Genomic DNA, 26,997 nt, shown 5'->3' with positions numbered 1-26,997 from the left:
AATCAGGCGGTCGCCTTGGTTCCACCAATCCACTTGTCGCGTTCACGCCACAGCGCAGGCAAAGCAAGCAGGGCGATACCGACAACAGCGATCAGAGTCTTTTCCAGCTGCGACAGCTCCGCTGTACGACCGTCCATGTAATAGACGGCATAGACGATAGCGACGTGCCAGACATAGACCTGCAGGGAATGGCGACCCAGCAACTGCAGGAACTTCAGCGACAGCACCCAGATAACGCCATTGGCAATACGACGCACAATCTGGCTGTGGTGTTTAGGGCCGGCAATCAACAGCCATGTCAGGCCAACGCCAACCGCGATGAAGTTAATCAGATAGACCGGGCCGAAATCTGCACGAATTTCCATCGCTGCGAACTTCCCAATGACGTATTCGGGCATGAAGCCCCAAGCCGTCGCAATACGCAGTGGCATGAAGAACAGGCAGACCAGCAGAGCAACCTTCGGAATCCAGCTGTTTTCTGGCGAGAAGATCTTCTTCCACTCGATCTTGTTCTGGGCTGTCATTGCACCCATCACCAGAGCCGAGAAGAACACGATCTGCCAGCCCAGCATGTTGAAGCTGACACGGATGCCCTGGTCGTCAGGACCTTTGACAAGCTCATGCAGCGGCGTGGTGATGACCTTCTGCAAACCAAGCTGGCCAGCCATCCACACAAGCAACGAACCAACCATCACATAGGCCCATTTGCCATCAAGGCACAGCTTGATGAGCACAGGCGCGAACAGCATGTAAACGATATACTGTGGAAGAATGTCCATGAAAGTCGGCTGGAACACAAAGGTCGCAATGGCGGCCAGACGCAGTGGATCATCAAACGATGTCGCACCGATCCAGTTGAACCAGACATAGGACGCATGTGGCAGAACCAGGGTGACGGCCAGAACCGCAATCACCAGACCCATGGCATATTTGTACAGCTCCATGGAACGGTTCCAGATGGCCTGACGCCCGGTCTCATAACCGTACTTCATCATCTTGCGGGCATAGACCAGGCCAATCAGCAGACCGGACAGGAACACAAAGCCCTGTGCATCTTCCACGAAGGCAAACTGGCGGTGGTTGACCTCAACCAGCCAATAACCGCCCACAAACACAAGGTGGTTTATCAGCATGAAAACAAGAAAATAACCGCGCATCCCATCGATCAGGTCAAAGCGTTTCATCTCGATAGCTCTCCATTCTCTTAAGGACCGCGCATCGCCCGGTCTTGTTTACGAACCTCTGGCATCGGTTTGACAACGCACATTTCGCCAAGCGGTTCCGCAGAAAACGATCATGGACGCCATAGGCTTGATCACGTTTTTGCAAGTGCACAATGGTTAAGGAGGTGCCGCTGAATGCTGGATGAACGAAAAAGGGCAATAATGTGAAGGTGATCGGCCAAACAGCTAAAGCTGCCATCACAGATTGCAAGCGACCAGTAAATGAGCGGTGAAGCGTCAATTATTTGCACGCAGCAATACGCAAAACGCCGCAGTGCATCTCGGTGCACTACGGCGTCATAACCTTCAGATCAGTCTTTTATGGATCAGGATGCCGACTGGATAGCCGAAACCTGCCACTCGGATCCTTCGCGGCGCACAAAAGTCCACAGCTCGGTCGATTCGGTTGCCTGGGTCTCGTCACCCTCGATAACCTTACCCGTTGTACGGTCACGCATCACGTCGATACGCGAGTACAGCATGGCGACAGTCGCATAGTCACGACCTTCTTCATGCCAGGCTTCTGCGAGGTCGCCCTGCAGCAACTGAACATCACTGACATCGTTCTTGACGCCGCTGGTCGCGTTGTCGCTCAACTCTTCCGCCAGGTAGGACATGGCTTCCGGAGTGGTGAGCTTGCGAAGGGCTGCATAGTCTTCTGCAGCATAGGCAGCCTGTACGTCCTTGAGCATCTGCTCGAACTGACCAAGGTCTTCGCCCGTAACGCCGATCTCATCGCCTTCAGACATGGCATTGGCATGCGGAACTGGCTTTGGCGCCACAGCGGCTTCAGCAGCGGGTGCAGCGTTACCCGCAGCACCGGCCAAAGAGCCGATCTTTGGGATCTTGAAGCCACCCTGACCTGTCGGCGGGTTGGACGAACCGGAATAGTTGCTACGCTGTGACTGGCCGCCGGCGTAAGCAGGCTGCTGCTGACGGCGCGACGCGAAGAAACGCATGGCCAACATAACCAGTACACCGATCAAAGCGACCTGCAGCAACATGCCGAAGAAGCCGGCCATGCCGCCAAAACCGCCGCCCATCAGCATACCGAACAGACCACCCATCAGAAGGCCGCCCATAAGGCCACCGGCCATACCGCCGAAAAGACCACGGTTCTGCTGTGGCTGCTGTGCGTTGGCCGGACGTGTCTGCGCAGCACCAGGTGCCGCCTGGCTTGGCGACGTGTTCGGTGTCATGCTGCGATTGATCGGTGCAGCCTGACCCGGCGCAGTGTTGGTTGCAGGTGGGGCAGAGAATGTACGCGTTCCACGGCTGCCGAAACCACCGCCAGCGCGACGAGCCTCAGCCATATCCACAGCCACGAACGAAACAGCAATTCCCAAAGCGGCAACCGCAAACAAACCTTTAAAGCGCCGAACGGCAGCAAACATCGTCTTCTCCTGTTGTGCCGCCCTCCCATGAGCGGCCTATCGTCGGACCATATAGCAACTCTGGATGATCATTTTTAGTGCCTAATTATAAAATTTTTCGTGATAAACAACCATTGATTGCGATCACCAATAATGCACAAAAAACCCGGCACTGGATTGCTCCAGTACCGGGCCTCTATTGTCCCCTTGGGAGGAACGATATTACTCGACGTTGAACGCCAGAGACTTGACCTGGCGGATAGCTGGGTTGGCGCGAAGCTTGTCCAGAACAGTTTCCGATACAGGGCCGTCCACGTAGAGAAGCGCGATAGCATCGCCAGCTTCTTTTTCACGCCCGAGCTGGAAGTTGGCAATGTTGACGCCAGCTTCGCCCAGCGTCGTACCCATGAAGCCGATCATGCCCGGTACGTCGGTGTTGGTGATGTAGATCATGTGCGAACCGACATCAGCATCCATGTTGATGTTCTTGATCTGGATGAAGCGTGGCTTGCCATCCGAGAACACGGTACCAGCGACGGAACGAACTTGATTTTCGGTTTTGACCGTCAACTTGATGTAACCGTCGTAAACGCCGGTCTTGTCGCGCTTGACTTCGGAAAGGATGATGCCCTTTTCCTTGATCATGATCGGTGCGGAAACCATGTTCACGTCAGAGACCTGCGGGCGGATAAGACCGGCCAGCAGCGCTGATGTCAGCGCCTTGGTGTTCATGTTGGCGGTTGCACCATCGTAAAGAATTTCGATTTCCTTGGTGGCGCTTTCCTGCACCTGACCAACGAATGAGCCGAGAACGTCTGCAAGGCGAATGAACGGCTTAAGGCGTGGAGCTTCATCCGCAGTGATCGACGGCATGTTGATGGCGTTGGAAACAGCACCCTTGACCAGATAGTCCGACATCTGCTCTGCAACCTGCAGGGCAACATTTTCCTGCGCTTCTGTTGTCGACGCGCCAAGATGCGGCGTGCAAACAACGTTTGGCAGGCCAAACAGCGGGCTTTCTGTTGCAGGCTCTACTTCGAACACGTCGAAGGCTGCACCGGCAACGTGGCCGGACTTGATGGCGTCGGCGAGAGCCTTCTCGTCAACCAGACCACCACGGGCGCAGTTGATGATGCGAACGCCTGGCTTGGTCTTGGCAAGGTTTTCAGCGCCGAGAATGCCGCGTGTCTTGTCGGTCATTGGAACGTGCAGGGTGATGAAGTCAGCCTGTGCAAGAAGTTCGTCCAGTTCAACCTTGGTAACACCCATTTCCTGGGCGCGCTCTGGCGATAGGAAGGGGTCATAGGCGAGAACGTTCATCTTGAGGCCGAGTGCACGCGAGCAGACGATGCCACCGATGTTGCCGGCACCGATAACGCCAAGCGTCTTGCCGGTGATTTCAACACCCATGAACTTCGACTTTTCCCACTTGCCGGCCTGCGTGGAGGCATCAGCTGCAGGAAGCTGGCGAGCAACAGCAAACATCAGCGCAATGGCGTGTTCAGCTGTGGTGATGGAGTTACCAAATGGCGTATTCATGACGATGATACCGCGACGCGATGCAGCCGGGATATCTACGTTGTCGACACCGATACCAGCGCGACCGATAACCTTGAGGTTGGTCGCAGCTTCGATCAGCTTTTCAGTTGCCTTGGTGGCGGAACGGATAGCCAGACCATCATAGTTGCCGATGATTTCGGCCAGCTTGTCCTTGTCCTTGCCAAGCTTTGGCTGGAAATCAACTTCAACGCCGCGATCACGGAATATCTGGACAGCGGTTTCCGACAGTTCGTCAGATACGAGTACGCGAGGTGCCATGTTTGGGCTCCCTAAAAACGGTTTATTCATAAGATGAGGTATGTGCGGCCCTGCACTTTGCAGGGCCGGTAATCCAAATCAGGCCGCAGCCTTGGAAAGCTCAGCCTTCTGCGTTTCGAACGCCCAGGCAAGCCATGGCATGACAGCTTCGATGTCAGCCGTTTCAATCGTGGCACCAGCCCAGATCCGAAGACCCGACGGAGCATCGCGGTAAGCGCCGATATCGAGCGCTACATTTTCTTTTTCGAGAAGGGCAACAACGCCCTTGGCGAAAGCAGCCTGTGCGTCAGCATCGAGAGCTGCAACATCCTTGTCGACGATCTTGAGGCAGACAGAGGTGTTGGAGCGTGTCTCATCGACAACGGCCAGATTTGCAATCCAATCATTGGCGGCAACGAAATCGTAGATCACCTTGGCATTGGCATCAGCGCGCGCGATCAGCGCGTTCAGACCACCGAGGTTCTTCGCCCACAGCAGCGCATCGATGTAGTCTTCTACGCAAAGCATCGAAGGTGTGTTGATGGTTTCGCCGGTGAAGATGCCTTCAATCAGCTTTCCGCCGGATACCATGCGGAAAATCTTTGGCAGCGGCCATGCTGGCGAGTAGCTCAGCAGGCGCTCAACAGCACGTGGCGACAGAATGATAACGCCGTGGCCGCCCTCGCCGCCCAGAACCTTCTGCCAGGAGAAGGTAACAACATCGAGCTTGGAGAAGTCCATGTCCTGCGCAAAAGCAGCAGAAGTGGCGTCACAAATCGTCAGACCCTTGCGGTCCGCCGGAATGAAATCAGCGTTAGGAACGCGAACGCCCGAGGTTGTGCCGTTCCAGGTGAAAACGACGTCACGGTCGAAATCGACTTCCTTGAGGTTCGGCAGCAGGCCGTAGTCAGCCTCGAACTTGCGAACGTCATTCAGCTTGAGCTGCTTGACGACGTCGGTAACCCAACCGGCGCCAAAGCTTTCCCATGCAACCATATCAACGCCACGCTCACCGAGCAGCGACCACAGTGCCATTTCAACAGCGCCAGTGTCAGATGCGGGAACGATACCGATGCGATAATCGGCAGGAACGTTGAGAACTTCGCGGGTGAGGTCAATGGCCTGCTTGAGCTTGGCTTTGCCAACCTTGGCGCGGTGCGAGCGACCGAGCGGGGCATCAGCGAGCGCTTCGAGCGACCAACCGGGACGCTTCGAGCAAGGACCAGAAGAAAAATGGGTGTTGTTCGGACGTACGTCCGGCTTTGCAATCGCAGTCATTATGCTATCCTTCCAGATAGAAAGCCTTTCGTTAGGGAAAGGTGGCCTGCCCCGGTGGATATGCCTGTCGCTTGTTACAGTCAAGCAGAATATGTCGCTGGAACAAAAAATATTGGCGCAGCTGCGCCATATCGATGATCAGGAAATAGCCCTGAAAATGCAAAAAACCGCCCGCACCTGACAGGCACGAGCGGTCTTGTTTTCGAAACTGAAATTACTTGTAAACTGATGGTTGAATTGGGATTTCTGCTGGCGGCATGTACTGTGCCGTGTCGCAACCGCCGAAGACGTAACGACCGCCAAGGCGCACTTCATGCGAATAGAAGCCCTTGTCGCGGCCTGGGCCACCACCGACGCTGTCATAACCAAACATGTCGCCTTTACCGATCTGGCGGAAACGATATCCGACATCAGCCTTGAGATTGCAGGTTACGTCGATCGATGCACCGGCCATCAGCGCATAGGCGAATCGCCAGCCGCCCTTGCCACCATGGGTAAAGGTCGGGTCGCAGCTTGAAGGATCGCTCGCATCGCACGAGGTGTTTCTAAGGTTAGCCCACTTCACGTAGGAACCGCCGATACCAGCACCAACGTAAGGTGTGAAACGGCCAAATGTCGCCAGATCCACATAGGCATTGGCCATCAGCGTATAAGCGCGCAGTGAAGACAGGTCTGTCGATACGCAGTTACCAGCTACGCCACAGCTGCCAAAGGTCGAGCCACGGAAGTTGCTCTTGGCCATGTAGTCAAACGTCAAATCCGTACGGAAATGGTTGTTGATCTGATAACCAACACCAACGCCGCCCATAAAGCCACCCTTGAGCTTCGTGGAGCGGAAATCTGTCAAACCGGCTGTGAATGGACCCTGATAAAATTCAGCGCCACGCGACTTGTTGTAGGCGTAACCGATATCTCCACGCAGATACCAACCGTTTGATTCGGTGATCTGGATTTCTGGTGCCTCAATATAGGCCGGAGGGTCTGGCTGATAAAGGTCGGCTGCAAATGCGCTGGATCCCGCCGTCAACGCGGCGAGAATGCCAATCAGGCTTTTTTTCATAACATCAACTCCAGAAGCGGCACCTGCGCCCATGGCCGCATGCCAGTAAACTGTTCCGTTATGAATAATGAATGAGAAAGGTTAAGTGCCGATTAACTACGATCATTCACCAAGATTTATTAATACAGGCGAAGAACCGGCAACAAAAAAGCCGGTACAAGACCGGCTTTTCAGTAACTTAGAGAGTATTTTTCTTACGCAGCAGCACTGCGCGCATTGGCAATAACGTCAACCAGGCCGTTTACGATGCTCTCGACTTTCGCGCTGTCATCACCTTCCGCCATAACGCGGATCAACGGCTCAGTGCCGGACGGACGAATGACAAGACGGCCATTGCCAGCCAGCTCGCTCTCCGCATCGGCAATCGCCTGAATAACCACAGGGTTTTCAAGTGGCTTCCCGCCGGAAATACGAACATTCTTCAGCAGCTGAGGTACAGGCTCAAACTTGCGGCAGATTTCGCTAACCGTCTTGCCGGACCGCTTCACGCAGGCCAGAACCTGCAAGGCGGCGACTAAGCCGTCACCCGTCGTGCCGTAATCAGACAGCACGATATGGCCGGACTGCTCACCACCAACATTGAAGTTATGGTTGCGCATATGCTCAACCACGTAACGGTCACCTACCTTCGTACGGGCAAGAGACAGTCCTTTACCGCCGAGGAAACGCTCAAGGCCAAGGTTGGACATGACAGTCGCTACGATACCGCCGCCCCGCAGAATGTTGTCATTGGCCCAGCTGTCGGCAATGACAGCCATCAACTGGTCGCCATCGACCACTTCGCCACGCTCATCGACAATGATCACGCGGTCAGCATCACCATCAAGCGCAATACCGATATCGGCACGTACTTCATGCACCTTCTTGCGCAGGGCTTCCGGATGGGTGGAACCGCATTCGAAATTAATGTTGGTGCCGTTCGGCTCATTGCCGATCGTCACGATATCAGCACCCAGTTCCCACAGTGCTGCCGGAGCAGCCTTATAGGCCGCTCCGTTGGCGCAATCGATCGCGATACGCAAACCATCCAGCGTCACTTCGCGTGGTAGGGTGCGCTTCACGAATTCGATGTAGCGATAGATATCGCCATCGACGCGCTTGGCACGGCCAATCTCGTGCGGTTTTGCCAGCTGGGAATAGATATCCTTGTCGAGCAGGTCTTCAATTTCCAGCTCCAGCTCGTCGGACAGCTTGTAACCGTCGGGGCCAAACAGCTTGATGCCGTTATCCGCAAACGGATTATGCGAAGCGGAAATCATCACGCCGATGTCGGCACGCAGAGACCGCGTCAGCATCGCAACGGCAGGTGTCGGAATTGGCCCAAGAAGGAAAACGTCCAGACCAGCTGCAGTAAAACCGGCGACCAATGCGTTTTCGAGCATGTATCCCGAAAGACGGGTATCCTTGCCAATAACCACGCGGTGGCGGTGATGTCCGCGGCGGAAGATCGTGCCGACGGCAATACCAACCCGCATTGCCAGATCAGGCGTCATCGGAAAAACGTTGGATTGTCCGCGGATACCATCGGTCCCGAAATAACGGCGTGTCATGTGAACTCCAGAAATAGTCGCGCGATCAGCGCACATGATCTGCTCATGCCATAATCGGCACAATACAGCACGTAAATTACCGCAAACACGGATTACATCTTGTTACTGTAAAAAAAGACCACCCGGCAAAACCGGATGGTCCGTTTTCCACTGACATTTACTGCCAGACACAACTTAATGTGGTTGTGGCTCCATGCCACCTTCAGCCTCACCGTCGCCCTTGGCTTCGGTTGGGCCGTCTTTCTTGGTGCCAGCCTTCGGAACAGCGGAACCGCGGCTGTTGGAGGAACCATCATCGCCGAGATCGCGGGCTGGTTTTTCACCCCTGATCAACGCCTTGATTTCCTCGCCCGTCAGGGTCTCGTATTCCAGCAGGCCTTCTGCCAGAGCCACGAATTCGCCGTGCTTCTCCGTCAGGATGCGGCGTGCTTCAGTGTAAGCCTCATCGATCAGACGACGAACTTCGTTGTCGATCTTCTGGGCTGTGGCTTCGGACACATTCTTGGACTGCGAAACCGAGTGACCAAGGAAGACTTCCTGCTGGTTTTCACCATAGGCAACCTGACCGAGTTCATCGGAGAAGCCCCACTGGGTCACCATCGCACGGGCCAGCTTGGTAGCCTGCTCGATATCGGAAGACGCACCAGAAGTGATGTTTTCCTTACCGAACGTCAGCTCTTCAGCAACGCGACCACCCATCATGATCACGAGACGCGAAACCATCCACTTGTAGCTCATGGAGTAGCGATCGCCCTCAGGCAACTGCATGACCATACCAAGGGCGCGACCGCGCGGAATGATAGTTGCCTTGTGCAGCGGATCGGCCACCGGCACATTGAGCGCGGTGATGGCATGACCAGCTTCGTGGTAGGCCGTCAGTTTCTTTTCGGCTTCAGTCATGGCGGTCGAGCGGCGCTCGGCACCCATCATGATCTTATCCTTGGCGTCTTCGAATTCCTGCATCGTGACAACACGCTTGTTGCGGCGTGCAGCCATCAAGGCGGCTTCGTTGACAAGGTTCATCAGGTCAGCACCGGAGAAGCCCGGTGTGCCACGAGCAAGAACCTTGAGGTCGACATTTGGTGCAAGCGGAACGTTGCGAACGTGAACCTTGAGAATACGCTCACGGCCAACGATATCCGGGTTCGGCACAACAACCTGACGGTCGAAACGGCCCGGACGCAGCAGAGCCGGGTCAAGAACGTCAGGACGGTTGGTCGCCGCAATCAGGATAATACCTTCATTGGCTTCGAAACCATCCATCTCGACCAGCAACTGGTTGAGTGTCTGTTCACGCTCGTCGTTACCGCCGCCAAGACCGGCACCACGATGGCGGCCAACGGCGTCAATTTCGTCGATGAAGATAATGCATGGCGCATTCTTCTTTGCCTGCTCGAACATATCGCGCACACGGCTTGCACCCACACCCACGAACATTTCAACGAAGTCAGAACCGGAAATCGTGAAGAACGGAACATTGGCTTCACCTGCAACGGAGCGGGCAAGAAGCGTTTTACCGGTACCAGGAGGACCAACGAGAAGAACACCACGCGGAATTTTACCGCCTAGGCGCTGGAACTTCTGAGGGTCACGAAGGAATTCCACGATTTCTTCTAGATCCTGCTTGGCCTCATCAACACCGGCAACGTCATCAAACGTGATACGGCCATGTGCTTCGGTCAGCAACTTCGCTTTGGATTTGCCAAAGCCCATTGCGCCACGCGATCCACCCTGCATCTGCCGCATGAAGAACAGCCAGACGCCGAGAATGAGGAACATCGGCAAAAGCGTGCCAAGGTAGCTCAAAAAACCGGAGGAGCCATCGCTCTCCGGCCGCGCTACGATCGTTACGTTTTTGCTTTGCAGACGCTCCATCAATGAATCATCGATAACCGGAGAGTAGGTCTGGAAAGCGGTGCCGCTTTCCGTGTACGTGCCAAGCACTCGATTGCCCGTTACAGTCACGTCACGCACTCGACCGGAGTCCACATCACGCAGAAACTGCGAATAAGGAATCTCACGCGAACCCGATTGCGAGGGCGACGTCTGGAACATGCTGAACAACGCGATCAGCAAGAGGGCGATAATGGCCCACAAGGCGAAATTTCTAAAATTTGGGTTCATCGAACTCCCCGAACTCACACGGACATCTTATGTGCCCGCTCATCTGTGCCACTAACATAAGGTCGACATATGCCGTTGCCAAGGCAGACACGGCATTCAGATGCGTTTTCAAGCAAAAAGTCTGAAAATTAAATCGATAAAAACAGCTCTAATTTAAACCGGTGGCTGTAACACAGGTGCGCAATCCAGCAGAATTGCTAGTTCGCCTGCCAACTCAAGGTCGAAATCAGGTAAAAACAATTCGTAAGGCATAAGTACAGAACGCTTGAGAATCGCCTTACCACCCGCGTCAAAAATATCCGGCATGGAGGAGAAGGCACGTTTTGCCACACCAACCGGCACATTGGGGAAAATCACAGACGCCAGTTCTGTATTTTTTCCACCATTTGCGGACACATCAACCAGCTCTGCAGAAGAATTGTGCAGCATGAACCGATCATCCCATAACACAGTCTCACCGGGTACAATTGTCAGCGATGGCAGGCTTCGGTTTTCCCGGTACATATACAAACCGTCACGACGGCGATCGAACACCGTCCGCGATACGGTCATCCGGCCAAGCCTGTTTTGCAGAATGAACGCGGAGAGCCGGTCCATGCTGTCCGCCGCTGGCAGATGTTGGCGGCCACCAATCACTGCAGCCACTGCTGCAAGTGCGTGGCGCAACATGTCCAGTTTCTGATCGAAGGCCTCATTACGCAGCCAGATCACGCCGCTGCCCTCACCCTGTGCATGGTCTTTCAAAAGACAGGCAGCCGCATTAGAGATTGCCTTGCGCTTTTCTCCGGCACTGAGATCAACGGATGCTTCGGAAAGCTGCTCCAGACCTTGCCGTGTCCGCACCCGCTCATATTTGCGGTCTTCGTTGCTGGGGTCATCCACCCAGCCCAACTGCTCTCTGCAGAGAAATTCACGAATATCGGCACGTCGGACAGACAGGAACGGCCGGAAGATCCAATGCCGACCAGCATAGAGCGTGCGCTCTGCCATGCCAGAAAGCCCGGTATTTTCTGTGCGCGTGCTGCGGGCGGCCCGCATTAGCACGGTTTCAAGCTGATCATCGAGTGTGTGCCCGGTTACGATGACGGTCGTGCCGAGCTCTTCGGCAACCGCTGCTACCAATCGATAACGGGCGAGCCGCGACGCCTGCGAAATGCCAGAATTGGGTTTAACTTCGTCCCATCGGCGAACGACGTGTTTGACACCGAAACTTCGGCAAATCTCGCCAACCTGCCTGGCCTCTTCGGCAGCCTCAGGCCGCAACTGATGATCGATGGTAACAGCAGACAGTGCAACATCAGCATTGGCGCTGTCGGGTACAGCTTTTATCAGCGCCAGCAGCAGACCGAGGGAATCGCTACCGCCAGAAACCATAACGAGGATTTTGGCGGGTTTGCGTAATTGCCTGATAAAGGTCTGCGCGGCGGCGGCAGGGCTTGTCACGGGAAAATTCATAATCAGATCGGACACTACCGATCGGTCAGCAGCTTAGTCGCTTCTGCTCAGACGCAACCTTGCCCAGAACGGCCTTGGGTGCGGAAGGATAACGTTTGGTCACTTCGCGCAAGGTTGCGCAGGCGGTGTCCTTGTTATCAAGTGCCGCCAGCGACATGCCGAGCTTCAGCAGCATTTCAGGTGCGCGTGGCGACTTGGCAAAGTTCTTATGTGCATCAAGGAACGTCTTGGCGGCATCGTTGAAACGGCCCTGCGAATATTGTGCTTCGCCCAGCCAGAAAGTTGCGTCGGCAGCCTTGCCGCCCTTCGGATAGCCCTTGAGGTAGCTCTGGAAACCGTCTTCAGCCAGCTTGTAGTCACCCGAGAGGATATGACCGTAAGCCGCTTGGTAAATGTCGTTCTCGCTGGTCAGCGCTCCATTGCCCGCACCACCAACCGAAGCCGTGTTGTTCTGCTCGGCACCTGGCAGAGAACCGGAAGAGTTTTTTGCGCTGTCGTTCAGCGTCCCACCGACCGGCATACCGCTGCTGTCAAGCTGGATCGAACCAAGTGTGGTTTCACCGGGCGCCGCACCAATGTCACGCGACGTTGTTGTTGAAGCGCCGTTGTTGGACGGCGTTTCAATGATTGTTGCCACCTCATCCGTGTTGGATGGTGCGGTCGATGATGGAGAAGAAGAGGAAGCTGTGGCAGCGCCACGGCCTCCCTTTGTGTTCTCACTCTTTTCAAGTTCCTGGAAACGGAACTCGTTGTCTTCCTGCGCCTTGCGCAATTGCTCCTGCATTTGAAGAAGCTGGAAACTCATTTCCTCTATACGGCCGTTCAACTGCCGAATCTCTTCTTCAAGCTGCTGCACGCGAACGGCTTCACTGCCCTGCTGTACACGCACAACAGGAGCCTGCGACGCCGATTGGGAACTGACTTCGCCAGCGCCCCAGCCTGAGCCGAAAAGCGGTGCCGAAACGGCAGTTCCACTCAAGCCCGTAAAAGCTGCAAGCCCCAGCATTCCCGCCACGACAAGTTTCTTCATGTCAACGTCCTGCCTGTTCTGATTTGCGCCAGAGTGACGCAAAGCCGGATTGTTCTCAACTTACGCCAAAAAGCAACTTAACTTCGGCCAAACTATGAAAAAAACAAAAGGCGGCACGAGGCCGCCTTTTGCTTTTTGATAACGAGCGCGTGAACGCCCGCATAATTACATGCCTGCGCCACCGAGAACGGTAACCGCACGACGGTTCTGCGACCAGCAGGAAATGTCGTCGCAAACTGCAACCGGCTTTTCCTTGCCGTAAGAGATGGTGCGCATACGGTTGGCAGGAACACCGCGCGACGCAAGGTAATCACGCGTTGCAGCAGCGCGGCGAGCGCCCAGTGCAAGGTTGTATTCGCGTGTGCCGCGCTCGTCAGCGTGACCTTCAACGGTGATGGCGTAGTTCGGGTAACGCTGCAACCACTGTGCCTGACGGTCGAGTGTCTGCTGCGCATCTGCGCGAACCGAAGTCGAGTCGGTGTCGAAGAAGATGCGGTCGCCAACGTTGACTGTGAAGTCCTGCTGCGAACCAGGAGGGCCACCGGCACCACCGTTAAGGCCAAGATCGCCTGCACTGTTAGGCATGTTCTTGTTACCCTTCGCACAACCGGCAAGAGCCAGGGCAAGCGTAAGAGCGATGACGGCCGGATTACGGGCCAGTTTCTGCATTGGGCTGATCGACGAAGTGTGTGTACGGCTCATCGCCGGTCTCTCCTTAGAATTTCAGTAACGTTGCCAGACAATAACTGTTTTCGGTTAACCACGATCAAATATTCATGGTTAACAAATCGTCACATTAGCACCGGTCCTCACAATAGAATGAGGCGACAAAGAGGCGTCTTTCCGTGCCCGTGACGAAAATGCGGCGGCCAAAGGTGCTTTTGTACCCGCGGCCGCTGCAAATCTTGAGATCTTAGTCCAGGAGCGGCGACCAGGCCGGATCCGAACCGAATGCAGGGGTTTTGACCAACTGCTCGTTATAACCGGTCAAATCGATCGAATAGAGCTGCGGTCCACCAGCACCGGCGTTCTGACGGAAGAACATCAGCACGCGGCCATTCGGTGCCCAGGTTGGGCCCTCATTGTGGAAGCCGGTGGTCAGAATACGCTCACCAGAGCCATCCGGACGCATCACACCGATCGAGAATTTGCCACCAGACTGTTTGGTGAAGGCAATCAGATCGCCTCGTGGAGACCAGACCGGTGTCGAGTAGGAACCGTCACCGAAGGACACGCGCGTCTGGCCCGAACCATCTGCATTCATGGCATAAATCTGCTGGCGGCCACCACGGTCGCTTTCAAACACCACACGCGCGCCATCGGGAGAATAGGACGGTGCGGTGTCGATAGCAGCTGAGTTGGTCAGGCGTGTTGTCGTCCGCGACCGCAGGTCCATCGTATAGATGTTGGAGTTTCCGTCCTGCTGCAAGCTCATGATCACCTTCTGGCCATCAGGCGAGAAACGCGGCGAGAATGTCATGCCTGGGAAGTTACCCACGACCTCGCGCTGTCCGGTTTCAAGCTGCAACAGGTAAACGCGCGGCTGCTGACCTTCGAACGACATATAGGTGATTTCTTGACGGTTCGGCGAAAAACGCGGCGTCAGAACGATGTCGTTGGAGTTCGTCAGCGTGCGTACGTTGAAGCCGTCCTGGTCCATAATGGCAAGCTGACGCTTGCGTGCCGTTTTAGGACCGCTTTCGGAAACGAAAACCACACGTGTATCAAAATAGCCCTTTTCGCCGGTAATGCGCTCATAGATAGCGTCGGCAATGATATGGGCCACACGACGCCAGTTGTCCGGCTGTGTGAAGAATTGCTGGCCTGTCATCTGCTCGCCGGCAAAGGTATCCCACAGACGGAACTCGGCGCGCAGACGACCATCTGCTTCTCGGGTCACGCGTCCAGTTACCAGTGCCTGTGCGTTGATGACCTTCCAGTCTTCAAAGCGTGGCGCCTGATCGGGGTTGGTGATCTTTTCAATAAAGGCGCTTCTGTTGACCGGCGCAAAAAGGCCAGACCTTTGCAGGTCAGCGGCAACGACAGCCGAGATTTGCGCACCGAGTTCGTTGCCGGAAATGAAATCCGTCACGGCAATCGGCAGCGGCTCGACGTTACCTTTGTTGATGTTGATCTCGACCTTGGCGTAAGCCGGTGCGGAGAACATGGCCATGACAGCCACAAGGGCAGCCACCAGCCGTGTTGAAAATAATGTCTTCATGTTGCCAGGCCTTTCAGCATTCACAGCAAATCACTGGGATCGAAATTGATAACCACCTCACTCCAGGCGTCATATTTGTCCGGAGGCAGGTTGGTGAATGGTTCTGAACGTTTAACGGCACGCAATGCACCACCGGCCATCGCCCGTCGGGTACCATCTGTGCCGCCGGTCGCGGTAACTTCAGGCTGGCCGATAATCGAGCCGTCACGATCAAGACGAATGCTGACCTGCACCCGCACTTCTGACGCATCGACCATGCCGGGAATAATTTGCCAATTCTTCTGGATCGCGCCACGCAGCGCGTCCATTTCCGTTTGGCTGAGCGTGGATCCGCCTGTTGTCTTCTTGCCACCAAGCGAGGCCTGCTGGGTGGAGCGTTTTGCTCCGCCGCCGGAAGGCTCCTGCTTATTCAGGAGTGCAGCAATGTCGTCCGCATTGAAATCGCTCTCCTTCGAAGAGGTCGCTTTTGCGGTTTCCTGCTTTTTCTCACCCGGCTTCTTGTCAGAAGGCTTTTCCGTCGACTTGGCCTGATCCGGCTTCGTCTCGGCTGGCTTTTCAGCGGGCTTGCTTTCAGCGGGCTTCGTTTCAGCCTGTTTGGGTGGTTCCGGCTTTGGTTGCGGCGGCTGCGGACGAGCATTCGGGCGCGGCACATTTGGCGGCACCGGAATTTCGGCAGGCTCCTGATTCTGCGGAGGCGGTTCCTGCGCCTGCGTTTCCGCTGGCGGCTGCTGTTGTGGCGGCGGTGTTACCTCGGGCTTCGGCGTCGGCAGAGAAGCCATCTCCTGCGGTGGCGGAGCGGATGTCTCTTCCTTGACGATTTCCTTGACCTCATTGGCCTTGGTATCAACGACAGGCTGCGGCTTTTCCTGCTTGGCAGGTGCTGCGGCGCTCACATTGTTGCTTGGCTTTGTCGAAGGGGTCGGCGGCGCTTCAATGTCAGCAGTGTTGTTGCCGATATTCTGGGCTTCCGGAACGACATCAGGGCGCGTGGTCGGAACAGGGGCCGACTTCTCAGCAAGCGGCGCGGTTTTGTCACCCTGCTGGATTTGCGTCAGTTCTTCAATGGGTACCAGATCAACAGGCAACGCTTCTACGTCAGTCACGTCGAAGGGCTCCGGCGCGCCTATGGAAACAAGCGCAAACGCCAGAGCAGTGACATGCAGAATAGCAGATGTGGTCAGACTGCCCTTCATAGCGCGCTTCAATTGTCCTGTTTCTGCTGCGTAACGAGGCCGATGTTCTTGAAACCGGCGGCCTGAATGCGCGCCATCACATCTGCGACGATACCGTATGCGGCGACGGAATCTGCGCGCACGAAAATGCGCTCATTGTAGCCGGTGGTGGAAATAGCCTGCAACTTATCGGCCACCTCAGCAGCTTCGATCGGAGTTTCCTGCAAATGGATCTGGCCATTGGCATTGACCGAAATGGTGATCGGCTGCGTTTCGGAATTGAGAGCATTCGCCGAGGTCTGCGGCAAATCGACTGGCACGCCGACCGTCATCATCGGTGCAGCCACCATGAAGATGATAAGCAGCACCAGCATGACGTCGACCAGCGGTGTCACGTTGATTTCACTGATGGCGCCCTTGCGGCGACCGCCGCGACCGCGCCGACCACCGGAACCGGCGCTATTGCCACCTGCTGACATACCCATAGCGTCTACTCCACAAATTACCGGATGCGATTACTGTGCGGCCTGGCGGGGCTGCAGTTTCTCATCAATCTGACGGGACAGGATGGCGGAAAACTCATCCGCGAAACCTTCCATACGTGCAGAAAGCTTGCCTGCATCCGCCGTGAACTTGTTGTAGGCGATAACCGCAGGAATAGCGGCAACAAGGCCGATCGCGGTTGCCAGAAGCGCCTCGGCGATACCGGGAGCAACAACGGCCAGGTTGGTGGACTTCGAACCGGCAATCGCCTGGAACGAGGTCATGATACCAACAACCGTACCAAACAGACCGATGAACGGACCGGCAGAACCGATGGTCGCCAATGATCCGAGCTTCGATTCCAGCTGTTCGCTTTCACGGGCCATGGTCACGTCCATTGCGCGGTCAATACGCATCTGAAGGCCGATGGGTGAACGGGCGCCACGCTCGAAGGATTTCTTCCATTCGCGCATCGCCGCGACGAAAATGGCGGCAAGGCCTCCATTCTGGCGCTCTGCGAGCGTTCTGTAGAGTTCTTCAAGTGACTGGCCGGACCAGAAGACCTGTTCGAACTGGTCGAACTGCTTCTTCGCCTTGCCGAAACTCACATATTTGTCGATGACGATTGCCCACGTCCAGACGGACGCAGCCAAAAGACCAATCATGACCACCTTGACGATGAAGCCCGCCTGCATGAACAGTGCCCAGAGACTTACGTCATGTGTCGCTGCTGCCAAACCTGCTTGTTCCATAAATACTCAATCCCCGAATCCAAACGCCCGGCACGAGACCGGGCGGTTTCAAGTGTGCGCTCATGGCCGAAGAACGGCACCTGACCGTTAACCTCGTTGCGCAAGCCCCGTTATTTGCCATTGCGCCTTCCTTGCCTGTAATTTTGGTTAAAGGAAGGCGTGCAGCGCACAAATAGCGATCGTGAAAGTAAGACTACATTATGGTTAAGAGAGTGTTACACTTTCGCTACCATCAGAAAAGAACGCTGGCTTTTATCACGTTTATTTGAGAAATTTCTCGCTGATGGTCTCTGGCAGGCGCCTCGGCCGCCCTTTCGCGTTGATCACTGCAATAATAACCTTGGCTGCGACAAGCAGAGTTTCGCCCCGCGAAATCTCCTGATTGAGCACCATTTTCGCCCCTCCCGCCTTTTCGGTACGCGTTATGATGGTCAATACGTCATCCATTCGCGCCGGCGTTTTGAAGTCTATTTCCATACGGTGAACAACGAAAACCAAGCCCTCTTCATCCGCCGTCAGCAGCGCGCTTTGTTCGCAACCCAGGCACCGCAGATAGTCGGTGCGGCCGCGCTCAAGAAAATGCAGGTATCTGGCATGATAGACCAGGCCGGAAAAATCCGTGTCTTCGTAATAGACCCGTTGCGCCAAGCGGTGGCCATGTTCAATGAGTTCGCCGGAGAGTGAAAAAAGCTGGTCGCTCATGATGTGACGTCCGTCCCGATTAGGAAACTGATTGCTTCATATGAAAACCGGCAGATACCACAACAGCTCGAACGAAAGAAAGCGCGATGCCAACCCCATTCAAAAGTCTGTGAACACGACTTTCAGAGATGACCGGCCACATCCAGATCGCCATCCCGCCACACAAGATGTTTGACCGTAGTGGGAAGATTATCGATTTCGTCGGCAATGAAATAGGGAGGAATATCGAGTGCTTTCAAGGCGTCACGCGTCGCCGGCACCCAGCGGAATTCCAGCTCGTTTTTACCATCTTGCACCCGGTGGATGATATCACTGGGGTGGAATGGGAAGCTCTCAGGCAGTTCCATCAGGTAATAAAAGCCGAGTTCGTGCCAATGTTTTTCTTCATAATGGAAGAAGTTTTCAACGGCCCAGAGCAAGCGACCGACCTGGACTTCAGCACCCAGCTCTTCCACCATTTCGCGGGCAAGCGTCTCGGCAGAGGTTTCCCCCATTTCAGCCCGGCCACCGGGAAATGTCCAGAATGTCTCGTGTGTCGCACGGTGCACCAGCACATGCCCATCGCGAAAAGCCAGTCCGGCAATCCGCATCTGGAAAATACGCTTTGGTTTAAATTTCATGCGGATGCGCATGTCTTGTGTCATAAAAATGATCCTGCCTGCATAAGCCGTTTCTCATCCAGCCCTAACGCTGCGACCTCGTCCTGACGAAATTTCGCGTCATCGGCAACAATGAATTCATCCAGTTGCGGCGGCTTAACACTTGTACCAGCCAACATTGCATGCACCTGGCCACGATGATGTGTCTGATGTTGAAAGACGTGCTGCAAAACGTCGTCAAACCGTTCACGCTGAATACGCTGCTGACGGTGAATGAGGACCTCGGAGGAGAGCTCCTCAGCGGCGAGATCATCAGTAAGCGTGATGAGAACCTTGTCCAAAGCGCCTTGCTCAATGGTCAAGTCGTCAATGTTTTTGTAGGGTTCGGGGTCAGCCCATGCAGCGGGGCCCAAACTCCCACCCTGCAACGCATCGATATAAAATCGGTCGACAACGAGGATGTGATTGAGTGTCGACCGAATGGACGGGAAGAAGGAAACCCGCGGCGCCTCAAATTCTCCCGGCTGCAATTGCCGACAAGCCTGATGTAGACGGTAATTGGCCAGCGCATTGTTAAAGGCAAGTTTACGAAAGCCGCGGACAGGATCGTAAATGCTCATGGTCTCTCCTTCAAACGAGCCTCAGTCATCCTCCAGTGTCAGGCGGAACTGTGCCGCCTCCATATCCTTCGGTGGCTGCAGCCCCAGATGTTTCCATGCCGTTGCCGTCAACACGCGGCCGCGTGGCGTGCGCTGAATGAACCCCTGCTGGATCATGTAGGGCTCGATAATATCCTCAATCGCATCACGTGGTTCTGACAATCCGGCGGCAATTGTTTCAATACCCACCGGACCGCCACCAAAGTTGACGGCAATCATCGTCAGATAACGCATGTCGAGCTGGTCGAGCCCCATATTGTCAACCAGAAGACGGGTCAGTGCCTGATCTGCGATTTCCCGCGTAACGGCTTCCGCCTTGGCGACCTCGGCAAAGTCACGCACTCGCCGCAACAAGCGGCCGGCAATACGTGGCGTACCACGTGCACGACGGGCAATTTCGCGCGCGCCTTCATCGGTCATGCCGAGGCCCATCAATCTCGCACCACGACGAACGATCAGTTCAAGCTCTTCGACCGTATAAAAGGACAGACGGACTGGAATGCCAAAGCGGTCACGCAATGGCGTGGTCAGCAGGCCAAGTCTGGTGGTCGCGGCAACGAGTGTAAATTTGGACAGGTCAATCTTGACCGAACGCGCCGCCGGCCCTTCACCGATAATCAGATCGAGCTGAAAATCCTCCATCGCCGGATAAAGGATTTCTTCGACGGCCGGGTTCAATCGGTGGATTTCGTCGATGAACAGAACGTCGCGTTCTTCCAGATTGGTCAGCAAGGCGGCAAGATCTCCGGCCTTGGCGATCACCGGACCGGATGTCGAACGGAAATTCACGCCCAGTTCCTTGGCCATGATCTGCGCGAGTGTCGTTTTGCCAAGGCCGGGTGGTCCCACGAACAATACATGGTCAAGCGCCTCGCCGCGGTTCTTGGCTGCCTCGATAAAGATCTTCAGATTGGCGCGCGCCTCGGCCTGCCCGGTAAACTCGTCGAGCGATTGCGGGCGTAAGGTTGTGTCGATATCCTCGCCACGCTTGTCCGCCGATATCAGTCTTGTGGCATCGCTCATTCAGCGCATTCCATCTTCATTGCAGAGAATAGACGGCACCGGGTCAAACAGATGCCTTTGATGTTGTTCTTTTGCCTTACCGGGACAGTTCCTTCAACCCGAGGCGAATAAGCTTGGCACTGTCGGCGTCTTCACCGCCATTTTTAAGCGCCGCCGCCACCGCATTGGCAGCTTGATCGCGCGAGTAACCCAGATTGGTCAAAGCTGACACCGCATCGGCAACTGGCGCAGGCGCTGCCCCCTCACCCAGTTCCTGTTTCAGACTAATCGAACCGGATGCCTCACCGGCAAAGGCAGGCGCCTTGTTGCGAAGCTCGGTCATAATACGAATGGCAACCTTTGGCCCCACACCGGGTGCACGTGACACCACGGTCTTATCCTGCAACGCGATAGCGTTGGCCAGTTCCGAAGGCGACAGCGTCGACAACACAGCAAGCGCCACCTTGGAGCCTACCCCCTGCACGCTTTGCAGCAGGTTGAACCATTCCCGCTCCAGCGCAGACATGAAGCCAAACAGCTTCAACTGGTCTTCGCGTACATAAGTCTCGATGAACAGCACGATGGCTTCACCCACCGAGCCAAGCCTGGACAGTGTGCGCGCTGAACAATGCGCGACGTAACAGACACCATGCACGTCAACGAGGACATAGTCATCGCCGATTTCTTCAATTGTGCCCTTGAGTTTACCGATCATGACAACGCCCGTTTAAACAGTGAAAAATATCAACCCGCCGCCAGCGCGCGACGCATGCGGTCGCCACCGCGATTATGTGCGTGGCAAATGGCAATGGCCAGCGCATCCGCCGCATCGTTACCCTTGAACTCAGCTTTCGGCATTAGGATTTTCAGCATCATGTGAATTTGCTGTTTGTCACCATGTCCGACACCGATCACCGATTTCTTGACGGCATTCGGCGCATATTCGGAGACGGGCAACCCGGCGCGTGCCGGAACGAGCATGGCAATGCCACGCGCCTGCCCCAGTTTGAGTGTCGCGACAGCGTCCTTGTTGACGAAGGTTTGCTCAACCGCCGCCTCATCCGGTGTGTAGGAATGCACCACCTCGGCAAGTCCGTCATGCAACTGGCAAAGGCGCGAAGCCAGATCCATATCGCCGTCAGAAGTCACTGTTCCAGAGGCGACGAAACGCAGGCTGTTGCCCAGTGTTTCGATAATCCCCCACCCCGTGCGGCGAAGGCCGGGGTCTATTCCTATGATGCGAATCGTCTGTTGCATGGTCTCACTCTATCGTCAGCAACAAATACCTGCCAGCGAGAAGTGAACAAAACGACAACATTGATAAATTTGCACTGCAGCATTTACCAACACTTAAATTCCTGTCCGCATGCTGCGCATCAAAAATAGAGGGGAATTCCGGGCACCGCCTGTCGTTCCAAATAAAACAAGAAGCGTAAACTTCACTTGGCACTGGCAACCCTGTGGACTGTTGGTCTGCGGTTGTTCCAGACAGGCATAGGCTCGTATTGATGTTAAACAGGTTTCATTCAATCTCATCAAAAGTGCTGGTCATTTTTTTGGCACTGATGTTCGTCTCCATCTCGCTCATGACCCTGCTGGCTTACCGAAGCAGCAGTAGCGTTCTACAAGAGCAGGCCCAGAACGCCATGGAAAGTGTGCTGACCTTCCGTGGCGACATGCTGAAAGAGCGGTTGGAGCAACTGCAAAACCAGGCCGATTCCATCGCAAAAATCGAAGCCCTGCAAATGGCTGTGGTTTCTATGCGTAGTGGCTGGGGAACGGTCCAGAAAAACTCCGGAGATGCCAAGTCTGAATTGAAACGGGTATTCATCTCGGAAAATCCCAACCCTGCGGATCAACGCGAAAAGCTGATCAAACCTGAAAATCCGAGTGGCTTTTATTACTCCACCCACGAAAAAACCCAGACTGACATTGCCACCTACCTGAAAGGCACACCTTTCAGCGATATCCTTTTTGCCGACACATCAGGCACCGTCTATTACTCCTATAAAAAGGACGAGTCCTTCGCGGAAAACACCACGGATGCGGCCTGGAAGGATACCGGATTGGGGGTCGCCTTTGCGCGTGCGGCAGAAAACGCCAGCAAAGCGGTGGGTGATATCGCAGCCTCCAGCTTCTCCGGCTGGAAGGTAGAACAGGCAACCGGTCAATCCGATATTTATTTTGCCGTACCAGTCATGAAGTTCGAAGCCTTCAAGGGTGTCGTCCTTTTCCGTGTTCACAGCGATGTTTTCGTACAGTTGCTTGCTAAAGGTATTGCACCGGCAAGTTCTGAACAGTCTGCCGTTTTATCTGCTGACGGTTCGGCAATCGGCCTTGATCAGGGCAAGCTGACCAATCTCGATCCTGCACCATTTACCTTCCAGTCAAAGGCAATGGCTGAAAAGGGTATGACGGTCGCCGAAATCCAACGAGGCAATTCCAAGGCCAACGCCTATGCGCGGCCGTTTGAGTTTAATGGCCAGACCTATCTTGCCGTTGAAAGCATCCTGCAAAGCGAACTGGATGCAGGCTCGTTCTCCATTGCCAGCGCTTTGGCAGTCATCGGCATATGTGTACTGATCGCCATGTGCCTGATCACGGCCGTGTTCTCCAGACGGCTGTTTGCACCGCTGTCGAAACTCGCCAATCTCACGCGCGAGGTTGCCAATGGCAACCTGCAAACTGAAATCACCGCGCAGGACAGAAAAGACGAAATCGGCACCATGGCCAAGGCGCTCGGCAGTTTTCGGGAAAAGCTGATCCAGCAGCGCGAATTGGAAGACACTACGTCCCGCACCCGTGCCGAAGCCGAGGAAACCCGCAGGCAGAACCTGGCGGAACGTGAGGCTGAGGCCGCAACATTGCAAATGGTAGTCCACTCTCTTGATCAGGGGCTGGACCGCCTTGCCAAGTGTGACCTCTCCTACCGTATTGAAAAGCCCTTCCCACAGGAGCTAGAAAGCCTGCGGCTGAACTTCAATCAGGCTTTGGCAACCCTCAGCGACACTTTGCACTCAATCGGTGGCAATTCGCAGGCTGTGCGCAGCGGCTCAGAAGAAATGCGTGTTGGATCAGACCAGTTGGCCGAACGCACGGAACGACAGGCCGCTTCGATTACGCAAACGGCAAGTGCCATCAACGCCATTACCGATGCCGTCAAACACCAGATCGCGCGCGCCGAGCAGGCAAGCAAGATCGCCAAGGATGCCAACGCCGAAACGCAATCCTCCGGGAAGATCATGGGGCAGACGATAGCGGCCATGGAAGCCATTCAGGCCTCGTCACGACAGATCAACCAGATCATCGGTGTGATCGATGAAATTGCCTTTCAAACCAACCTTCTCGCACTGAATGCCGGCGTGGAAGCTGCCCGTGCGGGCGAAGCAGGCAAAGGCTTTGCCGTGGTAGCCCAGGAGGTGCGTGAATTGGCGCAACGTTCTGCCACCGCAGCCAAGGAGATCACGGCTCTCCTGAAGAAATCGACCGACGAAGTCTCAAGCGGTGTTTCACTGGTAGAACAGGCCAGCAATTCGCTTTCCGGCATCGGCAGCCATGTTGAAACAATCAACAGCCGTATCCACGACATCATGGAATCCACCCGCGATGAGGCAACCACACTGCTTGAAATCAACCGGGCTGTTTCCAGCCTTGATTCGATGACGCAGCAGAATGCCGCTATGGTGGAAGAAACTACAGCTGCCATTCACAATCTTGCCGCGGAGGCCGGAGAAATGGACAGCAAGCTCAGCCAATTCGTGCTGGCACCTGCGACCGACGCATTCGCTGGCAACCATAGCCAACATTTGCGACGCGCCGGATAAAGTGGGTTCCCCGCTCTGATCAGAAACCGGATTGGGGCTTCAATTGAAGCCCCAATTTTTTTGATCCTTCATACAATTACGCTTTCACACTCTGGCAATAGTGTCCACGCACCTTACATCCTGCACAACAACAATTCGCATATGCAGGAGCCGCCGATGATCCCCTTTTCAATTCTAGATCTTTCCCCCATCGGCGAGGGAGAAACGGCGGGTGATGCCTTGCGCAACTCCCGTCATCTGGCCGTCAAGGCCGAGGAACTGGGTTACAAACGTATATGGCTGGCAGAACACCATGGCATGCCAGGTATCGCAAGCGCGGCAACATCACTGGTTATCTCGCATGTCGGTGCTGCCACCTCACGCATCCGCATCGGGTCAGGTGGTATCATGCTACCAAACCACTCGCCGCTGGTCATTGCAGAACAGTTCGGCACGCTTGCGGCGCTATACCCCGACCGTGTCGATCTGGGCCTTGGCCGTGCACCGGGCACCGACATGCGCACCGCACGTGCCCTGCGTCGCAACATGGACAATGGCGTAGACACCTTCCCGCACGACATCATTGAATTGCAGCGCTATCTCGGACCAGAACGCGAGGATCAGGCGATCTTTTCCGTGCCGGGCACCGATACCAACGTGCCGATCTGGCTTCTGGGCTCCAGCCTCTACAGCGCCCATTTGGCGGCGGCCCTCGGCCTGCCCTATTCCTTCGCATCGCACTTTGCGCCTGACATGTTAATGGACGCAATTGCCATTTATCGTGAACGCTTCCAGCCATCGGCAACACTCGACAAACCCTATGTCATGGTGGGTGTCATGGCATCTGCGGCCGATACTGATGAAGAGGCGAAATATCACTTCACCTCGGCGCAACAGCAATTCATCAATCTGCGCCGTAATGTACGCAAACGTTTCCCAAGGCCAGTGGCCGATATGGATGAGTTGTGGAATGAAATGGAGCGCATCAATGTCGATCACACGTTGCAATATGCAATGGTCGGCTCGCCGCAAACTGTCCACCGTCAGCTTGAAGAATTCCTTCGGGTGACCGCTGCCGATGAATTGATTATCTCGACACCAATCCACGATGTGGATGCCCGACTGCGATCGATCGAAGTGTTCGCCGGGCTTGACGGCCTGTTCTCTAAATCCTGACAAAACCAAAAAAGCCCCGGTCGAACCGGGGCTTTTTTTTAAAAAAAACTCTGATGGCGGAAAAATCAGGCCGACAGCTTGGCCAGAATTTCTTCCGACACTTCGAAGTTCGAATAAACGCTTTGAACGTCATCGTCGTCTTCAAGGTTGCCGATAAGCTTCATCAGCGACTCGGCCTTGTCTTCGTCAACAGGAACCGTGTTCTGTGGCTTCCAGATTGACTTGACGCTTTCAGCTTCGCCGAGCACGCCTTCCAGCGCCTTGGAAACTTCGTTCATCGCTTCGAAACCGCAGATGATCGTGTGACCATCTTCCGTGGTTTCAACATCGTCAGCGCCAGCTTCGATAGCAGCTTCCATCACCTTGTCAGCATCGCCAACCGATGACTTGTAGGTGATTTCGCCAACGCGGTCGAAGGAGAAGGACACCGAACCGGTTTCGCCGAGCGCGCCGCCAGCCTTGGTGAAGATCGAACGAACATTCGATGCCGTGCGGTTACGATTGTCCGTCAGAGCTTCAACAATGACAGCCGTGCCGCCTGGACCGTAACCTTCGTAGCGAACATAATCGTAGTTCTCAGCATCAGCGCCCGATGCCTTTTTGATGGCGCGGTCGATGTTGTCTTTCGGCATCGACTGGGCCTTGGCGTTCTGGACGGCCAGACGCAGAGCAGCGTTCATGGTCGGATCTGGCAGACCGGTCTTGGCCGCGACGGTAATTTCACGGGCGAGCTTGGAAAATATCTTCGAACGAATCGAATCCTGTTTTCCTTTGCGATGCATGATGTTTTTGAACTGTGAATGGCCAGCCATGGCACCCCTGATCCGATAATTTGTTTGGAATGCGGCCTTATAAGTGTGAAGCGCCTTTCATTCAAGCCTGTTGGCAAACTGAAATGCCATCACGCACTGGAACGGAACGCAATGTTCGTTCGTTTTCTGACCGGAAACACAAAAATGCGGCATTAACGCCCATTTGGGAAAAGGCAGAAAGGACAACAGAATGGTAAGTCTTAGCGAAGCTCGTGAGGCACCGGCCCAACAGCTGTGGGACGAGATCAACTCCGTTCATGCTGGCATGCTCGGCCTAGAGGGTCTTCACGCGCATATGCAGCCAATGGCACCCCATGCCGACCCGAAAACAAACACGATCTGGTTTTTTACCAAAACCAATACGGACTTGGTCAACCAACTTAAACCGGGCTCGAGAGCGCATTTTTGTCTCGTTGGCAAAGACCACGACTACCACGCCTGCCTTTCAGGTAAACTCGAACAGCGCAAGGATCTCGGCAAGATCGACGAATATTGGAATTCTGTTGTCGCTGCCTGGTATGAACACGGCAAGCAAGACCCGGAACTGACCATGCTGGCCATGCACATTGATGACGCAGATATCTGGGCATCCACCGACAGCACGTTGAAATTCGGATGGGAAATCGCCAAGGCTAATTTGACCGATAACAAAATGCCCGATGTCGGCGTTCGCCAGCATCTCGCATTTGCATAACAGGACGCAGACAAGCGATATCAACCAAGGGC

24 protein-coding genes are annotated in these 26,997 nt (G+C 55.1%); 3 read left to right on the top strand and 21 right to left on the bottom strand.

All coding sequences use genetic code 11. The features are described 5' to 3' along the window. Positions 1-2: 2 nt before the first annotated feature. The 20 genes from IB237_RS08185 to ruvC form a co-directional block, all read right to left on the bottom strand. Entirely contained in the window at positions 3-1,184 is a 1,182-nt protein-coding gene (locus IB237_RS08185; protein WP_192488157.1) for an OpgC family protein, read from the bottom strand. Positions 1,185-1,549: 365 nt separating this feature from the next. Further along, positions 1,550-2,617, bottom strand: a complete 1,068-nt coding sequence (locus IB237_RS08180; protein ID WP_192488156.1) for a Tim44 domain-containing protein — start codon at positions 2,615-2,617, stop codon at positions 1,550-1,552. Positions 2,618-2,818: 201 nt separating this feature from the next. Then, positions 2,819-4,414 carry a phosphoglycerate dehydrogenase gene (serA, locus tag IB237_RS08175; RefSeq protein ID WP_192488155.1) on the bottom strand — a complete coding sequence of 532 codons (1,596 nt, stop codon included), beginning with the start codon at positions 4,412-4,414 and terminating at the stop codon, positions 2,819-2,821. Between the two features lie 78 nt (positions 4,415-4,492). After that, entirely contained in the window at positions 4,493-5,671 is a 1,179-nt protein-coding gene (locus tag IB237_RS08170; RefSeq protein WP_192488154.1) for a phosphoserine transaminase, read from the bottom strand. A 214-nt stretch (positions 5,672-5,885) separates the two neighbouring features. Continuing rightward, positions 5,886-6,731: an outer membrane protein gene (locus IB237_RS08165; RefSeq protein ID WP_192488153.1), complete on the bottom strand. Its 846-nt coding sequence runs from the start codon at positions 6,729-6,731 to the stop codon at positions 5,886-5,888. A gap of 194 nt (positions 6,732-6,925) precedes the next feature. Next, positions 6,926-8,281: a phosphoglucosamine mutase gene (gene glmM, locus IB237_RS08160; protein ID WP_192488152.1), complete on the bottom strand. Its 1,356-nt coding sequence runs from the start codon at positions 8,279-8,281 to the stop codon at positions 6,926-6,928. A gap of 174 nt (positions 8,282-8,455) precedes the next feature. Next, positions 8,456-10,405, bottom strand: a complete 1,950-nt coding sequence (gene ftsH, locus IB237_RS08155) for an ATP-dependent zinc metalloprotease FtsH (protein WP_192488151.1) — start codon at positions 10,403-10,405, stop codon at positions 8,456-8,458. Positions 10,406-10,558: 153 nt separating this feature from the next. Continuing rightward, positions 10,559-11,848, bottom strand: coding sequence for a tRNA lysidine(34) synthetase TilS (gene tilS, locus IB237_RS08150; RefSeq protein WP_371815268.1), 1,290 nt, complete (start codon positions 11,846-11,848; stop codon positions 10,559-10,561). Positions 11,849-11,885: 37 nt separating this feature from the next. Then, positions 11,886-12,890 (bottom strand): tol-pal system protein YbgF, encoded by a 1,005-nt coding sequence (gene ybgF, locus IB237_RS08145; RefSeq protein ID WP_192488150.1) that lies wholly within the window; start codon positions 12,888-12,890, stop codon positions 11,886-11,888. 165 nt (positions 12,891-13,055) lie between these two features. Then, positions 13,056-13,592 carry a peptidoglycan-associated lipoprotein Pal gene (gene pal, locus IB237_RS08140; RefSeq protein WP_192488149.1) on the bottom strand — a complete coding sequence of 179 codons (537 nt, stop codon included), beginning with the start codon at positions 13,590-13,592 and terminating at the stop codon, positions 13,056-13,058. A 211-nt stretch (positions 13,593-13,803) separates the two neighbouring features. Further along, a complete protein-coding gene (gene tolB, locus IB237_RS08135; RefSeq protein ID WP_192488148.1) occupies positions 13,804-15,111 on the bottom strand; it encodes a Tol-Pal system beta propeller repeat protein TolB in 1,308 nt (435 codons plus the stop codon). A 20-nt stretch (positions 15,112-15,131) separates the two neighbouring features. Then, positions 15,132-16,304: a cell envelope integrity protein TolA gene (locus IB237_RS08130; protein ID WP_192488147.1), complete on the bottom strand. Its 1,173-nt coding sequence runs from the start codon at positions 16,302-16,304 to the stop codon at positions 15,132-15,134. A gap of 8 nt (positions 16,305-16,312) precedes the next feature. Next, positions 16,313-16,768: a protein TolR gene (tolR, locus tag IB237_RS08125; RefSeq protein WP_192488146.1), complete on the bottom strand. Its 456-nt coding sequence runs from the start codon at positions 16,766-16,768 to the stop codon at positions 16,313-16,315. 30 nt (positions 16,769-16,798) lie between these two features. Then, positions 16,799-17,518 carry a protein TolQ gene (gene tolQ / locus IB237_RS08120; protein ID WP_192488145.1) on the bottom strand — a complete coding sequence of 240 codons (720 nt, stop codon included), beginning with the start codon at positions 17,516-17,518 and terminating at the stop codon, positions 16,799-16,801. A gap of 261 nt (positions 17,519-17,779) precedes the next feature. Further along, entirely contained in the window at positions 17,780-18,220 is a 441-nt protein-coding gene (ybgC, locus tag IB237_RS08115; protein WP_192488144.1) for a tol-pal system-associated acyl-CoA thioesterase, read from the bottom strand. A 122-nt stretch (positions 18,221-18,342) separates the two neighbouring features. Next, positions 18,343-18,864, bottom strand: coding sequence for an NUDIX hydrolase (locus IB237_RS08110; protein ID WP_192488143.1), 522 nt, complete (start codon positions 18,862-18,864; stop codon positions 18,343-18,345). Then, a complete protein-coding gene (locus tag IB237_RS08105) occupies positions 18,861-19,439 on the bottom strand; it encodes a DinB family protein (RefSeq protein ID WP_192488142.1) in 579 nt (192 codons plus the stop codon). The genes IB237_RS08110 and IB237_RS08105 overlap by 4 nt, the downstream gene beginning before the upstream one ends. A gap of 21 nt (positions 19,440-19,460) precedes the next feature. Continuing rightward, on the bottom strand, positions 19,461-20,501 hold the full coding sequence (gene ruvB / locus IB237_RS08100) for a Holliday junction branch migration DNA helicase RuvB (RefSeq protein WP_192488141.1): 1,041 nt from the start codon (positions 20,499-20,501) through the stop codon (positions 19,461-19,463). Between the two features lie 76 nt (positions 20,502-20,577). Continuing rightward, positions 20,578-21,195 (bottom strand): Holliday junction branch migration protein RuvA, encoded by a 618-nt coding sequence (gene ruvA / locus IB237_RS08095; RefSeq protein ID WP_192488140.1) that lies wholly within the window; start codon positions 21,193-21,195, stop codon positions 20,578-20,580. Positions 21,196-21,224: 29 nt separating this feature from the next. Further along, positions 21,225-21,737 carry a crossover junction endodeoxyribonuclease RuvC gene (ruvC, locus tag IB237_RS08090; RefSeq protein ID WP_192488139.1) on the bottom strand — a complete coding sequence of 171 codons (513 nt, stop codon included), beginning with the start codon at positions 21,735-21,737 and terminating at the stop codon, positions 21,225-21,227. Between the two features lie 251 nt (positions 21,738-21,988). Here ruvC and IB237_RS08085 point away from each other — a divergent pair, with 251 nt between their 5' ends. Continuing rightward, entirely contained in the window at positions 21,989-24,304 is a 2,316-nt protein-coding gene (locus IB237_RS08085) for a methyl-accepting chemotaxis protein (RefSeq protein WP_192488138.1), read from the top strand. 156 nt (positions 24,305-24,460) lie between these two features. Then, entirely contained in the window at positions 24,461-25,459 is a 999-nt protein-coding gene (locus IB237_RS08080) for an LLM class flavin-dependent oxidoreductase (RefSeq protein WP_192488137.1), read from the top strand. Between the two features lie 65 nt (positions 25,460-25,524). Here IB237_RS08080 and IB237_RS08075 read toward each other — a convergent pair whose 3' ends face one another. Further along, a complete protein-coding gene (locus IB237_RS08075; RefSeq protein WP_192488136.1) occupies positions 25,525-26,271 on the bottom strand; it encodes a YebC/PmpR family DNA-binding transcriptional regulator in 747 nt (248 codons plus the stop codon). 190 nt (positions 26,272-26,461) lie between these two features. On the opposite strand from IB237_RS08075, the gene IB237_RS08070 reads away from it, so the two are divergent. Beyond that, positions 26,462-26,965, top strand: a complete 504-nt coding sequence (locus IB237_RS08070) for a pyridoxamine 5'-phosphate oxidase family protein (RefSeq protein ID WP_192488135.1) — start codon at positions 26,462-26,464, stop codon at positions 26,963-26,965. Positions 26,966-26,997: the final 32 nt, after the last annotated feature.

This window comes from Agrobacterium sp. AGB01 (assembly GCF_014851585.1).
Lineage (GTDB): Bacteria > Pseudomonadota > Alphaproteobacteria > Rhizobiales > Rhizobiaceae > Agrobacterium.
This window is presented reverse-complemented; position numbering and strand designations above follow the sequence as displayed.